This is a genomic window from Verrucomicrobiia bacterium (assembly GCA_019634625.1).
Classification (GTDB): Bacteria; Verrucomicrobiota; Verrucomicrobiia; order Limisphaerales; family CAIMTB01; genus CAIMTB01.
The window spans coordinates 1-17,919 of record JAHCBA010000071.1 but is presented as its reverse complement, the minus strand read 5'-3'; the positions used below and the strand labels follow the sequence as shown (position 1 = coordinate 17,919).

Here is a 17,919-nt window from a genome sequence, read left to right as displayed (position 1 = left end):
GGTGTGTCCGCTCGGGCCGCAGGCCCTGGAACGACTGCGGGCGCCGGTCCTGGAGACGGAGTTGCGCGACGGCAGCCGTCCCCTGCCGCCTCCGACGCCGGTGAAGACCGAGCAGATGCCCTCTCTGGCGAGCTTCCTTCGCCAACATCTCAAGGATCCGCGCAATCCGAGGGGTGTCCGCCATTCCATGGTGAGCATGGTCGCCATCGCCACCTTGGCCATTGCGGCCGGGTGCCAGGGACCGCACGCGATCCATGAGTTCGCCCAAAGCCTGAACCATCACCAACGCCGGCGTCTGGGCTGCCGGCGCACCCCGGGAACACGGCGCGAGTACGACGTGCCGTGCGAGCGAACCTTCTCCCGGCTCCTGGAAGCGATCGATTCGGACCGACTCCGGCAGAGCTACACCGCGTGGATGGCCTCGCTCAATCCGAAGCCGGTGCGGGTGCTTCACCTGGACGGGAAGGTGCTTCGCAATGCGGATCCCGCCGAGGAGCGACTGCACGTCGATCGCGAACTGGCGGCGGCGGCCGCCGAACTGGATACCCCGGCGGAACTGCAAAAACCCAAAGCGGAGAAGGCCCTCACGCTGGTGAACTTCCAGACACCAGAGCAGCGCCTGATCGATCAGATTGCCGTGCCGCGGGACACCAACGAAGAAGCGGCGGTCGCGGCGCATCTGCCGAAAATGGATCTGGCGGGGGTGATTGTGATCGCGGATGCCGCCCACACGACCAAAGCCAATTGCCGGCATCTGACCCAGGAGCAAGGAGCCGAGTACCTGTTATGTCTCAAAGGCAACCAACCCAAAGCCCTGGCCAAAGCCCAGCAACTGCTCTCGGGCAACACCCCCCCCGCAGGCCGAGTCGACGGATAAGGAGCATGGTCGGATTGAGGAGCGCAGCCTGTGGACCTACCCGGTGGACGGCGCGACCATCGGCCTGGCCGGTGCGGCTCAGATCTTCCGCATCGAACGTAAAGTGCAGACCCTGCGCAAGGGCCGGGTGACCAAGACCAGCTTCGACACGGCCTACGGTGTGACCAGTCTCGGGCCCGAGGAAGCGGGCGCGGCACTCCTGCAGGAGTTGGTGCGAGGGTATTGGGGGATCGAGACCCGGCAGCACTTCCGGCGTGACCACACCCAGCGGGAAGACCATTGCCGGGTTCGCAGCAGCGTCGCAGCGCGCAACCTCTCGCTGATGCGCTCGACGGCAATCTTCCTCTTCGAGCAACAGCGTGGAGTTCCCGGCGCGAAGAAGTTCCCGCCCGACTGGCAGCGCAAGAACATGCGCCAACCCAGGGCCCTCATCGACCGTTTGATGGGGCGGGTCGGCTAAGGCGGGAAGAGCGTCTCCCTCCTCGTCCACGCAATCCCCCGGAGCGGGTTGCGAGCGCGAGCCCTTGGTCGAAGGGCTCAAGAAAGGCTCCCACTGGCGCTCCTCCGATTCCGGAGCCCCCTTCAAAGGGCCGATTTCCTCAGGCCAACAGCCCTCCAGCCCATCCCACACACCCCTCCCATCCACCCTCCCCGACTTTGTCAGCAGCCGTGGTTCAGCTCCCAGGCTCAGGCATTTGGAAATGGCCAAACTCCACGGAAACCCGGAGGGTTTCCAGAGATTAGCCGGGGGTCGGACCCGGCTCAGCGGGTTCGACCCCCGAGTCCTCATCCCAACGCTCCAACCCCTTGCGGCCTCGTGGATTCCGCCCCCCTCTCCCCCTCCCCCCCACCCTAAAGTGGCTCCCCCCTCCATCCAATCCTTGTGGCCGCCCCGAAGTGCGTTCAAGAGTAAGCCGTGATGAGAGACGGCGAACCGCTGCCGATCCACCCGCCCGCCTTCCGGGTGCAGCCCCCCCGCCTCCTCCGGTTCGCCCGCTGCCTCCCGCCCGCGCTCGCCGCCGCCTTCCTGCTCCTGCCCCTCGCCGCCTCACCCGCGGCCCCCACCCCCTCCTCCACCCTCGAACACCTGCTCCAGGGCCGTTACGAGTCCGCGGTCAATGCCGCCACCGCCGCCCTCGAAACGGATTCCAGGATCGAGGCCTGGCACGCCCTCCGCATCCAGTCCCTCCTCGCCCTCGGCCGCTATCCCGAAGCCGACGCGGCCATGACCAATGCCCTGGCCGTCCATCCCCGCAGCGTCACCCTCCGCTGGCTGGCCCGCGACGCCTTCTCCCTCAACGGTCGCCCCGACCGCGCCGCCGAGGCCGTCTCCGAAATCCCCCGCCTCGTCTCCCAACGACCCTGGGCCTACCGCGAAACCTCCGACCTCGTCGCCGTCGGACGCGCCCTCCTCGCCGGCGGAGTCGATCCCAAGGACGTCCTCGACCGCATCTATGCCGTCGCCAAACGGGCCGCCCCGGACCACCGCGACATCTACCTCGCCAGCGGCGAACTCGCCCTCGAAAAACAGGACTTCGCCCTCGCCGCACAGCACTTCGAGGAAGGCCTCCAGCGGTTCCCGGAAGATCCGGATCTCCTGTTCGGCCGGGCCCGCGCCTTCGCCCCCTCCGACCGGCAGGTCATGGGCGCCATGATCGAGGCCGCCCTCAAAATCAACCCGCGCCACGTCCCCAGCCTCCTGCTCCTCGCCGACCACCGCATCGACGCCGAAGACTACGAGGCCTCCTCCCAAACCCTCGCCGAAGCCCACGCCGTCAATCCCCACCACCCCGAAGCCTGGGCCTACGCCGCCGTCATCGCCCACCTCCGCAACGATCCCGCGGCCGAACAGGCCGCCCGCAATGCCGCCACCCGCCACTGGCCCTCCAATCCCGCCGTCCCCCACCTCATCGGCCGCAAACTCTCCCAGAAATACCGCTTCGCCGAAGGCGCCGCCCTCCAGCAGGAAGCCCTCGCCTTCGCCCCAGACTTCCTCCCCGCCCGCGCCCAGCTCGCCAGCGACTTCCTCCGCCTCGGCGAGGACGCCGCCGGCTGGGACCTCATCCAGCAGGTCCATGCCCGCGACGCCTACGACGTCACCGCCTACAATCTCGTCACCCTCTACGACACCCTCTCCCAGTTCCGCACCCTCACCAACGATCACTTCATCGTCCGGATGAGCGCCCACGAAGCGGACCTCTACGGCCCTCGCGTCCTCGATCTCCTCGAACGGGCCCGCAACCATCTCGCCCCCAAATACGGCCTCACCCCCACCCAGCCCACCATCGTCGAGATCTTTCCCGATCCGAAGGACTTCGGCGTCCGCACCTTCGGCATGCCGGACAACCCCGGCTACCTCGGCGTCTGCTTCGGCCGCGTCATCACCGCCAACAGCCCCGCCTCCAACCGCGGTCGCCCCGTCAACTGGGAGGCCGTCCTCTGGCACGAGTACTGCCACGTCGTCACCCTCCAGCTCACCGCCAACAAAATGCCCCGCTGGCTCAGCGAGGGCATCTCCGTGTACGAGGAACGCCTCGCCAACCCCGCCTGGGGCGAGCAGCTCAACCCGCGCTATCGCGAAATGCTCCTGGGCCCCGACCTCACCCCGGTCTCCCGCCTCAGCGCCGCCTTCCTCATGCCCAGGTCCCCCCTCCACCTCCAGTTCGCCTATTACCAGTCCTCCCTCGTGGTCGAGTTCCTCGTCGAGCGCTTCGGCCTCCCCGCCCTCCTTGCCATCCTCAACGACCTCCGCGACGGCACCTTCATCAACGTCGCCCTCGAATCCCATACTGCCCCCATCGAGACCCTAGAACGCGATTTCACCGGGTTCGCCAAATCCAGGGCCATGACTCTCGGCCCGGACCTCGACTGGACTCCCCCCGAGGATCGCCGCCGCCCCGCCCTCGCCAACATCCTCGAACAGGCCACCGGCGGCTCCCGTTCCAATTACTGGTCCCTCCTCGAACAGGCCCGCGCCCAGGTCGAGAACCGCCAGTGGGACCTCGCCCAACCCACCCTCGAATCCCTCCTCTCCCACTACCCCAACCAAAAGGGCCCCAATAGTGCCCATGCCCTCCTCGCCCGCCTCCACCGCGACCAGGGCGATGCCGCCGCCGAACGCGCCGCCCTCGAACGCTGGGCCTCCGTCGATGGCGAAGCCATCGACGCCTACCTCCGCTTGATGGAACTCGCCCGCGCCGAATCCGACTGGCCCGCCGTGGAACAAAACGCCCTCCGCTTCCTCGCCGTCAATCCCCTCGTCGCCCCACCCTATCGTCACCTCGCCCGCGCCTCCGAACATCTCGGCAACCTCCCCGACGCCATCGGCCATTACCGCACCCTCCTCCGCCTCGACCCGCCCAATCCCGGCGATGTCCATTTCCAGCTCGCCCGCCTCCTCGAACCTTCCTCCCCGCCCGCCGCCCGCCGCCACGCCCTGGAAGCCCTCGAGGAAGCCCCACGCCACCGCGCCGCCCTCCAACTCCTTCGCCGCCTCGGTCCCAGCCACGCCCACACAACCCCGGAACCCGGCATGGACCCGGCCCTCCGGGACCGATACGGATTGGGTGGCACTGACCCGGCCGCCCGTGACCGATACGGGTTGGTTGAACCGCCGGACGAACCCGCCACCCCCGAAGCCCCCCCAACCGACCCAACCCCGCCAACACCCTGATGCGGCCGTCCCTCCTCACCCTCCTGCTCCTCGTCCTCATGGCCGGCGTCGTCCTCGGCCAGCGGCGATCCGGACGCTGGTTCGGTGAGGGTCGCGGCGGGGACACCGCCCGCACCGCCCGCGAACTCGAGTCCCACAGCACCGGGACCCCCATGTGGCACAACCCCCCGGGCTTCGAACACGATGTCTTCACCTTCGCCCGCGTCCGTTACCGCAACTACGGCCCCGATGGTCACGGATGGCGCGTGGACCTCCCCGACGCCGATCTCAACCTCTCGTACCGCCTCCAGCAGATGACGTCGATCCGCGCGGACCCCCACGGACGCATCATCGACCTCACCGACCCCGACCTCCCCAACTACCCCTTCCTCTACATCGTCGAACCCGGCGGCCTCTGGCTCGACGACGCCGAAATCGTCGCCCTCCGACAGCACCTCCTCAACGGCGCCTTCCTCATGCTCGACGATTTCTGGGGCGAACTCGCCTGGGAAAACGCCGCCCACGTCATGCGCCAGGTCCTGCCCGACCGCGAGTTCCAGGAACTTTCCCTCGACCACGAACTCTACCAGCGCCCCTTCCGCATCACCTCCAAAGGTCAGGTCCCCAACGTCGGCCTCGGCATCCAAAGCCAGTACCACGGCCGCACCTGGGAACGCCCCGACGCCCGCGAAGTCCATCACCGCGCCATCCTCGACGACCGCGGTCGCATCATGGTCCTCGCCACCCACAACACCGACAACGGCGACGGATGGGAACGCGAGGGCGAGGACAATTACTTCTTCCGCGAGTTCTCCGAGAAAATCGCCTATCCCCTCGGCATCAATATCATCTTCCACGTGATGACCCACTAATGAGCTTCCTCACCCCCACCGAACCGCCCCGGATCGAACCCCGGCCCGATCCCCTCGAACTCCAACGCCAGACCGTCGAACGCCTCGCCGGCAGCAAGGCCCGCATCGAGGCCGAACTCGCCAAGGCCATCGTCGGTCAACGCGAGGTCATCGAACAAATCCTCCTCGCCCTCTTCGCCGGTGGCCATTGCCTCATCACCGGCGCCCCAGGCCTCGCCAAGACGCTCCTCGTCAAGTCCATCGCCCAGATCTTCCACCTCCGCTTCCAGCGCATCCAGTTCACCCCGGACCTCATGCCCGCCGACATCACGGGCACCGAGATCCTCCAGGACGCCGGCCACGAACGCCGCATGGTCTTCGTCCCCGGCCCGATCTTCGCCAACATGATCCTCGCGGACGAAATCAACCGCACCCCGCCCAAAACCCAGGCCGCCCTCCTCGAGGCCATGCAGGAACACCAGGTCACCGCCTCCGGCGTTCGTCATCCCCTCCATCCCCCCTTCTTCGTCCTCGCCACCCAGAACCCCATCGAGATGGAGGGCACCTACCCCCTCCCCGAGGCCCAGCTCGACCGCTTCATGTTCAATGTGGTCATGGATTACCTCCCCGAACCCGACGAGGTGCAGGTCATCCTCCAGACCACCGGCAAACCGCCCCTCCCCATCGAACCCCTCTTCAACGGCGAAGACGTCCTCAGCTTCCATTCCCTCGTCCGCCAGGTCCCCGTCGCCGAGGAACTCGTCCGCTACGCCGTCCAGCTCGCCGCCGCCTCCCGCCCCCGGCCCTCCGGCGGTCTCGACTTCATCCGCGAATGGGTCACCTGGGGAGCCGGCACCCGCGCCGCCCAGTTCCTGGTCCTCGGCGCCAAGGCCCGCGCCCTCCTCCGCGGTCGCGCCCATGTCTCCGTCGAGGATATCCGCACCCTCGCCGCCCCCACCCTCCGCCATCGCGTCCTCCTCAACTACCGGGCCGAAGCCGAAAACGTCGGCGTCGAATCCGTCATCCAGCGCCTCCTCGAAGCCGTCCCGGCGCCCCTTGCCTCATGACCCCGGAGCCGTCATCGGCCCCCGCCTCACGCCACGGCGCCCTGGTCGATCCCCGGGCCCTCATGGCCCTCCGCAACCTCGAGTGGCGTGCCCGCGCCGTCGTCGAGGGCTTCCGCAATGGCCTCCATCGCAGCCCCTACCACGGCTTCTCCGTCGAGTTCACCGAGTACCGCCAGTACTCCCCCGGCGACGATCCCCGCTACCTCGACTGGCGCGTCCTCGGCCGCAGCGACCGCCATTTCATCAAACGCTTCGAGGACGAAACCAACCTCCGCTGCCATCTCCTCGTGGACCTCAGCCGGTCCATGACCCTCGCCTCCACCGGCTATTCCAAGGCCGCCTACGCCGCCACCGTCGCCGCCACCCTCGCCCACTTCCTCCATCGCCAGGGCGACGCCACCGGTCTCCTCACCTTCGATGAGCGCATCCGCGATTTCCTCCCCGCCCGCCACCGCTTCGGGCACCTTCGCCGCATCATGCTGGCCCTCGAAGCCCCCCCGTCCGGCCGCGCCACCGACCTCATCACCCCCCTCCAGCGCGCCGCGGACATCCTCCGCAAACGGGGCCTGATCGTGCTCCTCTCGGATCTCCTCGCCCCCCCCGACCGGCTCGACAAAAGCCTCACCGTCCTCGCCGCCGCCGGTCACGAAATCACCCTCTTCCAGGTCCTCGACCCCGTCGAACTCTCCCTCGCCTACGACACCCCGTCCTGGTTCGAGGATCTCGAATCCGGTCGTACGGTCTTCGTCGATCCCGCCGCCGTCCGCGCCCGCTATCGCGAACGCCTCGAAGCCCATGCCAATGCCATCCGCGATGTCTGCCGCCGCCTCGGCATCGCCTGGCACCGCCTGGTCACCGATCAACCCGTCGAACTCGCCCTCCTCCACTTCCTCCAGGAACGGTCCCGCCGCACCCCGGCCGTCCGCCGCTTCGCCCCCGCCGCCGGCGGACCCCACCCAGGATGAGCTTCCTCGCCCCACTCTTCCTACTCGGTGCGGCCGCCGTCGCCCTCCCGATCGTCTTCCATCTCATCCGCAAGACCACCCGGGTCCGCATCCCCTTCAGCTCCCTCCTGTTCCTCCCGCCCTCCCCCCCGCGGGTGACCCAGCGCAGCCGGCTCGAAGACCTCCTCCTCCTCGCCCTTCGCTGCCTCGTCATTGCCCTCCTCGCCCTCGGCTTCGCCCGCCCGTTCTTCAAGGCCAGTTCCCTCGCCGATCCCTCCTCCCCACCCCCCGCCCGCATCCTCCTCCTGGTGGACACCAGCGCCAGCATGCAGCGCCAGAACCTCTGGCCGGACGCCCTCAATCGTGTCGCCCACCATACCCGCGCCGCCGCTCCCGCCGATGAACTCGCCGTCTGGACCTTCGATCGCCAGTCCCGCCCCCTCGTGACCTTCCGCGACTGGAACGGCGCCAACCCCGGCGAACGCCCCGCCCTCGTCAACGCCCGCCTCGCGGAGACCCGGCCCGGCTGGTTCGCCACCCACCTCGACGACGCCCTCGCCGCCGCCGCAGAACATCTCCTCGAATCGTCCGACCCCAACCGCCCCGCCGGTCCCCGCCGCGTCATCCTGATCTCCGACCTCCAGGAGGGCGCCCGTCTCGACCGCCTCCAATCCTTCGACTGGCCCCGCAACCTGGACCTCGCGGTCGATCCCGTAACCCCGCGCCGTCCCGGCAACGCCAGCCTCCATCCCGTCCCCGACGCCGCCGCCGCCCTCTCCGCCACCCAGTCCGTCGTCCGCATCCGCATCCACAATTCGCCCGACGCCACCCGCGACACCTTCCAGGTCGGCTGGGCCCGTTCCGATCGCCCCGGCTTCGCCCAGCGCGCCGAGGATGTCCAGGTCCCCCCAGGCCAGTCCCGCACCCTCGTCCTCCCCGTCCCAACCGATGCCCCGGTCGATCACCTCCTCCTCGAAGGCGACGACGAACCGTTCGACAACCGGGCCTTTATCGTCCCCCCGGCCGCCCAACGCCTCCGCGCCCTCTACTTCGGCTCCGAAACCACCGGGGAACCCACCCAGCCCCTGTTCTTCCTGCGCCGCGCCTTCCCTCCCGCCGGCCGGTTCGGCCTCGACATCGTCGCCCATCGCCCCACCGATCCCCTCGACCCGTCCGCTCTGTCCGCCGCTTCCCTCTACTTCGCCACCGAGGCACTCCCACCCGCCCTCGCCCAGCGCCTCCGGGACGAGGTGATTTCAGGCAAGACCCTCCTCTTCGCCCCCACCCGGGCCGACGCCTTCGCCTCGCTGGGCCCCCTGCTGGACGGTCCGGCCCCCGCCGCCTCGGAAGCCACCGTCCGTTCCTACGCTCTTCTGGGTTCGCTCGATTTTCGTCACCCGTTCCTCCTGCCCTTCGCCGATCCCCGCTTCAGTGACTTCTCGCGCATCCACTTCTGGAAACATCGACGCCTCGACGACGCCCTCCTGCCCGGCGCCCACGTCGTCGCCCGCTTCGATTCCGGCGATCCCGCCTGGATCGAATGCCCCCGCGGCCGTGGCCGGATCGTCCTCTTCACCAGCGGCTGGCACCCCGAGGACAGTCAGCTCGCCCTGTCCACCAAGTTCGTCCCCCTCCTCCTCTCCATGGTCGAACACGCCGGCGGCGACCTGGCCGCGCCCGCCGAGTCCGTCACCGTCGGCGATCCCCTCCCCCTGCCCCCTTCCGTAACCTCCAGCCTTACGGTCCGTCTGCCCCAGGGCACAACCGTGAATCTGCCCCCCGGAACAGCCCAGTTCGAAGACACCGCCGTCCCCGGCATCTACGAGGTGCGCGCCGACGGCTCCGCCTTCCGGTTCGCCGTCAACGTCCACCCCGCCGAGTCCCGCACCTTCCCCCAGCCCCTCGAATCCCTCGAAGCCTTCGGAGCCCCCGTTCGCACCGGACCCGTCCGATCCCAGCCCCGTCCGGAACAGGCTGTCCAACTCGCCGCCCTCGAAGCCGAAGGCCGCCAGAAACTCTGGCGCTGGCTGCTCGTCGCCGCCCTCGCCGCCCTGCTCGTTGAGTCCGCCCTCGCCGGTTGGCGGGGACGCCGTCCCACCTCTCCCATGGAGAACCCCACATGACTGAAGGACTCCTCCGCGACCGTCTCGAGCCCGTCGCCTGGCGCCAGCGCATGCACCGCTTCTGGTGGCGCCTGACCCTCGGCTGGGCCATCGCCGCCGCCCTCGCGCTCCTCGTTCTCCTGGTCCAATCCCTCGCCGGCCTGGCCTCGCCCCTCAGCCTCCCGCTCGTCGGCCTCGTCGGACTCGTCGCCGCCCTCGCCGTCGCCCTCCGCGGCAGCGCTTCACCCCCGGACCTCCCCGCCGCCGCCGCCGCGGTCGAACGCCGCCACCCGGAACTCGACGGACTCCTCCTCACCGCCATCCAGCAGCACGGCCGCCCGGGCGCCCCCCTCTCCTACCTCCAGCGCTGCCTCGTTCGCGACGCCGTGGCCCATAGCCGACGCCACGCCTGGTCCCAGGTCATGCCCGGTTCCCGCATCGCCCGCGCCGCCCTCGCACAGACCGCCACCCTCGTCGTCTTCCTCATCGCCCTTTACGGACTTCGCGCCCCCACCCCGGCCCTCGGCGATTCCCCGCTCTTCGTCCGCACCTCGGGCCTCACGGTCACCCCCGGTGACACCACCCTCGAACGCGGCGACAGCCTCATCGTCCTCGCCCGCTTCGGCGGCACGGTCCCCGCCAACGCCACCCTCGTCCTCGGCAATCATCCCGCTTCGGAACAGCGCATCCCCCTCACCCGCAGCCTCTCCGATCCGGTCTTCGGCGGGACGGTCCCCGACGTCGCCCGCGACTTCTCCTACCGCATCGAGTACGAGGGCCGCGCCACCCGCCCTTACGCCGTCCGGGTCTTCGAACATCCCCGCCTCGAACAGGCCGATGCCGACCTCGCCTACCCGGAATACACCCGCCTCCCCGCCCGCCGCATCGAGGACACCCGCCGCGTTTCCGCCGTCGAGGGCACCCGCCTCGATCTCGCCCTGCGCCTCAACAAACCCGTGTCGTCCGCCCGGCTCACCCCCCGCCAGGCCCAGCTTCCCGTCATCCCCCTCACCGTCGCACCGGATCGCGCCGTCGCCTCCCTCCCCGAATTCCCCCTCCTCCGCACCGCCACCTACGACCTCCAGCTCATCGACGCCGACGGCCGGTCCAACAAGGTCCCCGCCCACTTCGTCTTCCAGGTCCTCTCCAATCGCACCCCCGAACTCCGCCTGACCTCCCCCCGTGGCGACATCCGCCCCTCCGCCCTCGAAGAGGTACGCTTCGAAGGCACCGTCTGGGACGACTTCGGCGTCCTCGCCCACGGGATCGCCTTCCAGCTCGTCGGCCAGGAGGAGCACTCCCTCGAACTCGGTCGCGAGGTCCCGCCCTCCGAACGCCGTTCCTTCCAGCACCTCCTCCGACTCGAAGACCTCGGCGTCCGCCCCGATGAACTCCTCTCCTGGTACGTCTGGGCCGATGACATCGGTCCCGACGGCGAACTCCGCCGCACCTTCGGCGACCTCCTCTTTGCCGAGATCCGCCCCTTCGAGGAAGTCTTCCGCCAGGGCGATTCCTCCCAGAACGGCGAGGACGGCGGCGGTCAGGGCGGCAGCCCGGGTGGCCAGACCCAGGAACTTGTCCAGCTCCAGAAGCAGATCGTCAGCGCCACCTGGAATCTCCAGCGCAACACCCGCTCCGTCACCCCCGCCTACGCCACCGACGTCAAGGTGGTCCTCGATTCCCAGTCCGAGGCCCTCCAGCGCGCCGAAGGCATCGCTTCCGAGGCCGCCGATCCCCGTCAGGCCCCCCTCTGGGACGCCGTCGTCGAAAACATGGGCCAGGCCGTCGTCCGCCTGACCGATGCCTCCACCTCCCTCCCCGCCCTCGCCTCCGCCCTAGCCGCCGAACAGTCCGCCTACCAGCGCCTCCTCCAGCTTCAGGCCCGCGAAACCGAGGTCTCCCGCTCCCGCAATCGCGGCCAGGGCCAGGGCCAGGGCGGCAACCAGCGACAGCTCGACCAGCTCGAACTCACCGACGCCGAAAACCGCTACGAAACCCAGCGCCAGGCCCAGTCCGCCAATACCCCCGAACGCCGCGAACAACTCCAGGTCCTCAATCGCCTCCAGGAACTCGCCCGCCGCCAGCAGGACCTCAACGAACGCCTCCGCGAACTCCAGACCGCCCTCCAGGAGGCCCGCACCGAGGCCGAACGCGAGGAGCTGCGCCGCGAACTCCGCCGCCTCCAGGAGGAACAACGCCAGATGCTCGCCGACCTCGACGAACTCGATCAACGCACCCAGCGCCCCGAAAACCAGGCCCGCATGTCCGAACTCCGACAGCAGCTCGAACAGGCCCGCGAGGACATGCAGCGCGCCAGCGAAGCCACCCGCGAAGACGCCGTCTCCCAGGCCCTCGCCGCCGGCTCCCGCGCCCAGCGTCAGCTCCAGTCCATGCGCGATGATCTTCGCCGCCAGAACTCCAGCGAGTTCGCCGAGGACCTCCGTCAGCTCCGCTCCGATGCCCGCGACCTCGAACGCCGCCAGCAGGAGATCTCCCGCGATCTCACCACCCCCGACGCCTCCCAGCGCCGCACCCTCGGTTCTCCCGAACTTCCCCCCGCCCTCGCCGAACGCCTCGCCGAACAACGAGCCGCCCTCACCAACCTCGTCGATCGCGCCACCCAGCTTTCCCAGGACGCCGAAACCTCCGAGCCCCTCGTCTCCCAACACCTCTACGACACCCTCCGCCAGCTCAACCAGGACGAAGCCCAAAGTGTCCGCCAGCTCCAGGAGGATCTCATCGAACGCGGCCAGATGACCCGCGCCCTCTACGACCGCCTCCGCGCCTCCGCCGCCAGCGATGACCCCGCCAAAACCCTCGAAGCCGCCGCCGAACTCCTCCGCCAGGGCCTCGCCCCCGAAGCCGGCCAAGCCAGCCGCCGCGCCCAGGCCAACCTCGAATCCGTCCGCCAGGGCGTCGAACGTGCCGCCTCCAGCGTCCTCGGCGACGATACCGCCGCCCTCCAGCTCGCCCGGGACGAACTCGACGCCCTCGCCGAACAACTCGAACGCGAAATCGCCGAGGCCGCCCCGCAATTGGCCCAGACCGGCGCCGATCCCTCCACTCCCGGCTCCACCCCCGCCAATGACGCCGCTCCCCAGGCCGGCGGACCAGGCCAGCGTGATCCCCAAGGCACTCCCCAAACCGGATCCCAGGCCCGGGCCCAAGCCGGTTCCCAACCCGGTTCGGATCCGTCCGGCCAACCCGGCTCCGAACCCGGCTCCGAACCCGGTTCCCAACCCGGTTCCCAACCCGGTTCCCAACCCGGCGGCCAAGGTCAGGCTCAGGCACAAGCCCAGGCCGGCTCCCAACCCGGGGACCAACCCGGCTCCCAATCCGGCCCCGGCGGCGGCCAGCAGGAGGGTCAACCCGGCGCCCGGGACGGTTCCCAACCCGGCCAACGTGGCACCGCCCAGGCCTCAGCCCAGCGTCAGCGCGGCGGTCGCGCCCCCGGAGCCAGCGACTTCGGCGTCGATCTCGACGCCCTCCTCGGCGGCGACGCCACCGACACCGGCGGCGGTGGTTCCTCGGCGGGTCGCGGCCCCCTCACCGCCGAGGGTTTCGGCCCCTGGTCCGATCGCCTCCGCGAGGTCGAGGAACTCCTCGACTTCCCCGAACTCCGCACCCAGGTCGCCAACGCCCGCGAACGGGCCCGCCAAACCCGGCTCGAAGCCCGGCGCGACCTCAAGAAACCCGACTGGGCCGTGGTCCACCTCGAAATCCTCCAACCCCTGGTCGAGGTCCGCCGCGAACTCGATGCCGAACTCGCCCGCCGCACCTCGGCCGATCCCCTCCTCCCCATCGACCGTGACCCCGTCCCCAACCGCTTCTCCGAACTCGTCCGCCGCTACTACGAGGAACTCGGTCGCGACCGCTGAACCCTGACCGCTGAACCCCTTTCCATGCCCCAACCCCGTTTCGTCCATGGGACTGTCCTTCGCCGGTAACGCATGGTGGCTGCCAGCCGCCCTGGTCGTCGGCCTCGCCGCCCTGCTCCTCCTCTGGAGCTACCGGCCCCACCTCTCCCCACCCCTCCGCTGGCTCTGCGGCTCCCTCAAACTCCTCGGCATCGCCGCCCTCGCCCTCTGCCTCCTCGAACCGCTCCGCTCCGCCCAGCGCGTCCGCCCCGGCGCCAACCTCTTCGCCATCGTCGTCGATAACAGCGAGAGCCTCCGCATCAAGGACAACGCCGCCGCCCAGCCGCGCGATGCCCTCGTCCGCCAGTGGCTCGGTTCCCCCGCCGACGGTTGGCAGGCCGACCTCGCCGATCCTTTCGAAGTCCGTCGCTACCTCTTCGATGGCCGCCTCCAGGGCGTCACCGACTTCGACCCGCTCACCTTCGACGGACGTTCCTCCGCCCTGGGTTCCGCCCTGGGCACCCTCGCCGAACGCCTCCGCGGCCGCCCCCTCGCCGGCGTGCTGCTCTTCACCGACGGCAACGCCACCGACCTCGCCGGCTCCCCCCCCAGCCTCGATGGGCTCGCCCCGGTCTATCCCGTCGTCGTCGGTCGCCACGAAGCCATCCGCGACCTCTCCCTCGCCCAGGTGTCCGTCAGTCAGTCCGCCTTCGAAGACCAGCCGGTCACCATCCAGGTCGAGGCCACCGCCCCCGGCTTCCGAGGCGAACGCATCGTCGCCCGCCTCCGCGACCCCTCCGGCCGCGTGGTCGAGGAACACGCCCACACCGTCCGCGGCGACGGCTCCTCCATCCCGTTCCGCTTCCAGCCGCGCCCGGACGACCTCGGCCTCGCCTTCTACGAAATGCTCGTTCTCGCCCAGCGCGATGCCTCCGCCACCGACCGCCCCACCAACACCCTCCAGGAAGCCACCCTCGCCAACAACAGCCGCTTCCTCGCCGTGGACCGCGGCGGTGGCCCTTACCGCATCCTCTACGTCTCCGGCCGTCCCAACTGGGAGTTCAAGTTCCTCAACCGCGCCATCGAAACCGACGCCCAGGTCCAGCTCGTCGCCCTCATCCGCGTCGCCAAACGCGAACCCCGCTTCGAGTTCCGCGGCCGCACCGGCGAAACCTCCAACCCCCTCTTCCGCGGCTTCGGCAGCCAGGCCCCCGAGGAGGTCGAACGCTACGACCAGCCCGTCCTCGTCCGCCTCAACACCCGCGACGAACTCGAACTCGCCGGCGGCTTCCCCCGCACCCCGGAGGAACTCTCCCCCTACCACGCCGTGGTCCTCGATGACCTCGAAGCCGCCTTCTTCGCCCCCGACCAGGCTCTCCTCCTCCAGAAGTTCGTCTCCGAACGCGGCGGCGGCGTCCTCATGCTCGGCGGCATGGAGTCCTTCCGTGAGGGCGGTTACCACCGGACCCCCATCGGCGACATGCTCCCCGTGTACCTCGACCGCGAGGTGCCCACCCCGCCCGACACCCCCCTCCGCTACGACCTCGCCCGCGAAGGCTGGCTCCAACCCTGGGCCCGGACCCGTGACCAGGAATCCGCCGAACGCCAGCGACTCGACACCATGCCCCCTTTCCTCGTCGCCAACCGTGTCCGCGGCACCAAACCCGGCGCCAGCCTCATTGCCACGGCCCGCGACCCCGCCGGCCACGATCATCCCGCCCTCGTCGTCCAGCGCTTCGGACGCGGGCGCGTCGGCGCCCTCCTCGTCGGCGACCTCTGGCGCTGGGGCATGCGCGATCCCGCCGCCCGTGCCGACCTCGATAAATCCTGGCGCCAGCTCTTCCGCTGGCTCGTGTCCGAAGTCCCCGAACGGACCGAACTCTCCGTCGAACCCATCCCCGCCGATCCCCTCGGCGCCGTCCGCCTCGAGGCCCGGGTCCGTGACCCGAAATTCCAACCCTTCGACAACGCCACAGTCACCCTCGACATCGAACCTGTCACCTTCGCCCCCGCGGCCACCGGCGCCCCCGCCGGGTCCCGGCCCGAGGCCGCACCCGCCTCCCAGCCCATTCGCCTCCGCGCCGAACCGTCCCCCACCGAACCCGGCCTCTACCACGCCACCTTCCTCCCCCGCCATCCGGGCGCCTACCGCGCCACCGCCTCGGTGACCAACGAACTCGGCGCCCCCTACGGCCGTGCCACCGCCGGTTGGGCCCACAACCCCGCCGCCGACGAGTTCCGCTCCCTCCTCCCCAATCTCCCCCTCCTCGAATCCATCGCCCAACGGACCGGAGGCGAAATCATCCGCCCCGAAGACCTCCCGGCCTTCGTCCGCAGCCTCCCCAACCGCTCCGCTCCGATCATGGAATCCTACGCGCGCCCGCTCTGGAACTCCCCCTGGATCTTCGCCTTCGCCCTCGCCTGCTTCGTCACCGAATGGGGCATCCGCCGCTGGAAAGGACTCCCGTGAGATCGCCGTTCCCCTCCCTGTCCCCACTGCTCCTCGCCGTCGGCCTGGCCGCCTCGGCCAGCCTTCCCCCCGCAGCACCACCCCAATCCGCACCCCGCGAACCGCAGGCACCCCGGCCACCCCACGCGGAAACCACCCATGTCATCCTGGTCCTCGGCGCCCCGGGCGAACCCGAGTTCGAATCCGCCTTCCGCGATCAGGCCCGGCGCTGGCAGCGCGTCGCCTTCGACGCAGGCGCCGCCGTCACCCTCATCGACCGGCCACCGGATCCGGATCCCTCCCCCGAATCCCACGTCCTCCACGAATCCGACGTCCCCACCCGTGCCCCCGTCGTCGAACCCGCCTCCGCCCCGCTCACCGCTCTCGCCCAACTCCAACAAACGCTGGAGGCCGAACCCCGCGACGTCCCCGCCGACCTCTGGCTCGTTCTCATCGGACACGGCACCTTCGACGGTCAGGATGCCCGCTTCAACCTGCCCGGACCCGATCTCACCGCCGATGACCTCGCCGCCTGGCTCCAGCCCTTTCGCCGCCCCCTGGCCATCATCAACACCGGCTCCGCCAGCGCCCCCTTTCTCCCCAGGCTCTCCGCCTCCAACCGCGTTGTGATCACCGCCACCCGCAGCGGGTTCCAGGTCAACTTCGCCCGCTTCGGAACCTATCTCGCCCAGGCCATCGACGACCCCGAAAGCGACCTCGATCACGACGGCCAAACCTCCCTCCTCGAAGCCTTCCTCACCGCCGCCCATCGTGTCGCCGAGTTCTACCGGACCGAAGGCCGGCTCGCCACCGAGCATCCCCTCCTCGATGACAACGGCGATGGCCTCGGCACCCCCGCCGACTGGTTCCGCGGACTCCGCCCCACCCGGCGCGCCCAGAACAACGCCCCCCTCGACGGACTCCGCGCCCACCAGTTCCATCTCAAACGCAGCCCCCTCGAAGCCGCCCTCACCCCCGGGCAGCGCCAGCTCCGCGACCAACTCGAACGCGACGTCGCCCGCCTCCGCGACGCCAAGTCCATGCTCCCCGAAGCAGACTACTACCACCGCCTGGAATCCATCCTCCTCGAACTCGCCGCCCTCTACGCCCAGCTCGAACCGGCCCCCTCCTCCGATCCCGACCCGTAAGGCTCCATCCGCCCCACCCCTGTTCAAGGGTCAGGTCGGCTGTCAACCTTCGCTCCCGGACTGACCGCTTACCGCACGCGGATCATCCAGTGCACCGCCACATTGACCGGTCGCGTCTCGACCCCTTCCCCGGGCTGAACCGCCGCCGGATTCACCAGGATCGGCGCCGTCTCATCCGGCAGCTTCACCCCGTGAAACCGAACCCATTCGGCCCCGGAACCGGGCGCCACGGCCTCGGCCACCCCGGCCAGACCGTGGGTATGCGGACCCACACTCTCCTCCTGCAAAGTGCCCACCGTGTCCCCCAGATTCCCCCCGGGCGCCGACGCCATCCGTCGTTCGGCCTCGATATCCCTCCCGAATCCGTCGGCACCCCGATTAACCCCGCGCACGAAGCGCCCGCGCAAATCCGGTAGTCGGAACGTCACCCCATTGGCGCTCCCGCCCCAGGAACTCCCCAAGACCTCGTGCAGCGCCCGGTAGGCCGTCACGGCCAGTTCCCGTCCATCGCACAACATCCAGCCTTCGGCCTCCGGTACCTTCGCCGCCGGGCCTGCAAAGGCGACCAGTGTCCCCACCGGCACCCCACCTCCGGACCGCTCTCCCCCCGACTCCGCGGCCGGCACCCGGGCCAAACCCGCACCCAGCCACCATCCCGCCGCCAACAGGCACCCCGCCCACCCCAGCCCTTGGATCATCATTCTTGCTGTCACGATCCCTATGGCATTGGCAACCGATCCCAATCGTCTTGTCCCATCCTCATCCAGCGACATACCGCCCATCCTACCCCCGCCAGCCACCCAAGTCGCACCCGGAACCGCCTTGTTTAATAGGTCAGGCTATTTAAAATTTGACCTGCATTGTATTAAGACAGTGTTTTTACACTTGACGAAATTCCCTTACCCCCCAATACTGGCCTCCAGATCTTTGCACACCCCACCCCCCCCACCCCATGAGGACTCCTCGCATCAA

At 69.5% G+C, this 17,919-nt stretch carries 11 protein-coding genes; 10 read left to right on the top strand and 1 reads right to left on the bottom strand.

Annotated elements, in window-relative coordinates; genetic code table 11:
- From KF833_23490 to KF833_23445, 10 genes are all read left to right on the top strand, one after another.
- The coding region (locus KF833_23490) for a transposase family protein (protein ID MBX3748282.1) at positions 1-877 on the top strand (877 nt) is incomplete at its 5' end.
- 43 nt (positions 878-920) lie between these two features.
- Positions 921-1,337, top strand: a complete 417-nt coding sequence (locus KF833_23485) for a hypothetical protein (protein MBX3748281.1) — start codon at positions 921-923, stop codon at positions 1,335-1,337.
- Between the two features lie 459 nt (positions 1,338-1,796).
- Positions 1,797-4,550: a tetratricopeptide repeat protein gene (locus KF833_23480; GenBank protein MBX3748280.1), complete on the top strand. Its 2,754-nt coding sequence runs from the start codon at positions 1,797-1,799 to the stop codon at positions 4,548-4,550.
- Positions 4,550-5,401, top strand: a complete 852-nt coding sequence (locus tag KF833_23475; GenBank protein ID MBX3748279.1) for a DUF4159 domain-containing protein — start codon at positions 4,550-4,552, stop codon at positions 5,399-5,401. The genes KF833_23480 and KF833_23475 overlap by 1 nt, the downstream gene beginning before the upstream one ends.
- Positions 5,401-6,447, top strand: a complete 1,047-nt coding sequence (locus tag KF833_23470) for a MoxR family ATPase (protein ID MBX3748278.1) — start codon at positions 5,401-5,403, stop codon at positions 6,445-6,447. Before KF833_23475 ends, KF833_23470 begins: the two co-directional genes overlap by 1 nt.
- A 62-nt stretch (positions 6,448-6,509) precedes the next feature.
- On the top strand, positions 6,510-7,412 hold the full coding sequence (locus KF833_23465; protein MBX3748277.1) for a DUF58 domain-containing protein: 903 nt from the start codon (positions 6,510-6,512) through the stop codon (positions 7,410-7,412).
- Positions 7,409-9,514 carry a BatA domain-containing protein gene (locus KF833_23460; GenBank protein MBX3748276.1) on the top strand — a complete coding sequence of 702 codons (2,106 nt, stop codon included), beginning with the start codon at positions 7,409-7,411 and terminating at the stop codon, positions 9,512-9,514. The genes KF833_23465 and KF833_23460 overlap by 4 nt, the downstream gene beginning before the upstream one ends.
- Positions 9,511-13,371 (top strand): hypothetical protein, encoded by a 3,861-nt coding sequence (locus KF833_23455; GenBank protein MBX3748275.1) that lies wholly within the window; start codon positions 9,511-9,513, stop codon positions 13,369-13,371. The genes KF833_23460 and KF833_23455 overlap by 4 nt, the downstream gene beginning before the upstream one ends.
- A 46-nt stretch (positions 13,372-13,417) precedes the next feature.
- Positions 13,418-15,820: a hypothetical protein gene (locus KF833_23450; GenBank protein ID MBX3748274.1), complete on the top strand. Its 2,403-nt coding sequence runs from the start codon at positions 13,418-13,420 to the stop codon at positions 15,818-15,820.
- A complete protein-coding gene (locus KF833_23445; GenBank protein ID MBX3748273.1) occupies positions 15,817-16,947 on the top strand; it encodes a hypothetical protein in 1,131 nt (376 codons plus the stop codon). The genes KF833_23450 and KF833_23445 overlap by 4 nt, the downstream gene beginning before the upstream one ends.
- 68 nt (positions 16,948-17,015) lie before the next feature.
- Here the strand turns inward: KF833_23445 and KF833_23440 are convergent, their stop codons facing one another.
- The gene (locus KF833_23440) at positions 17,016-17,648 is read right to left on the bottom strand and encodes a tail fiber protein (protein ID MBX3748272.1); all 633 of its coding nucleotides are present in this window, start codon (positions 17,646-17,648) and stop codon (positions 17,016-17,018) included.
- Positions 17,649-17,919: the final 271 nt, after the last annotated feature.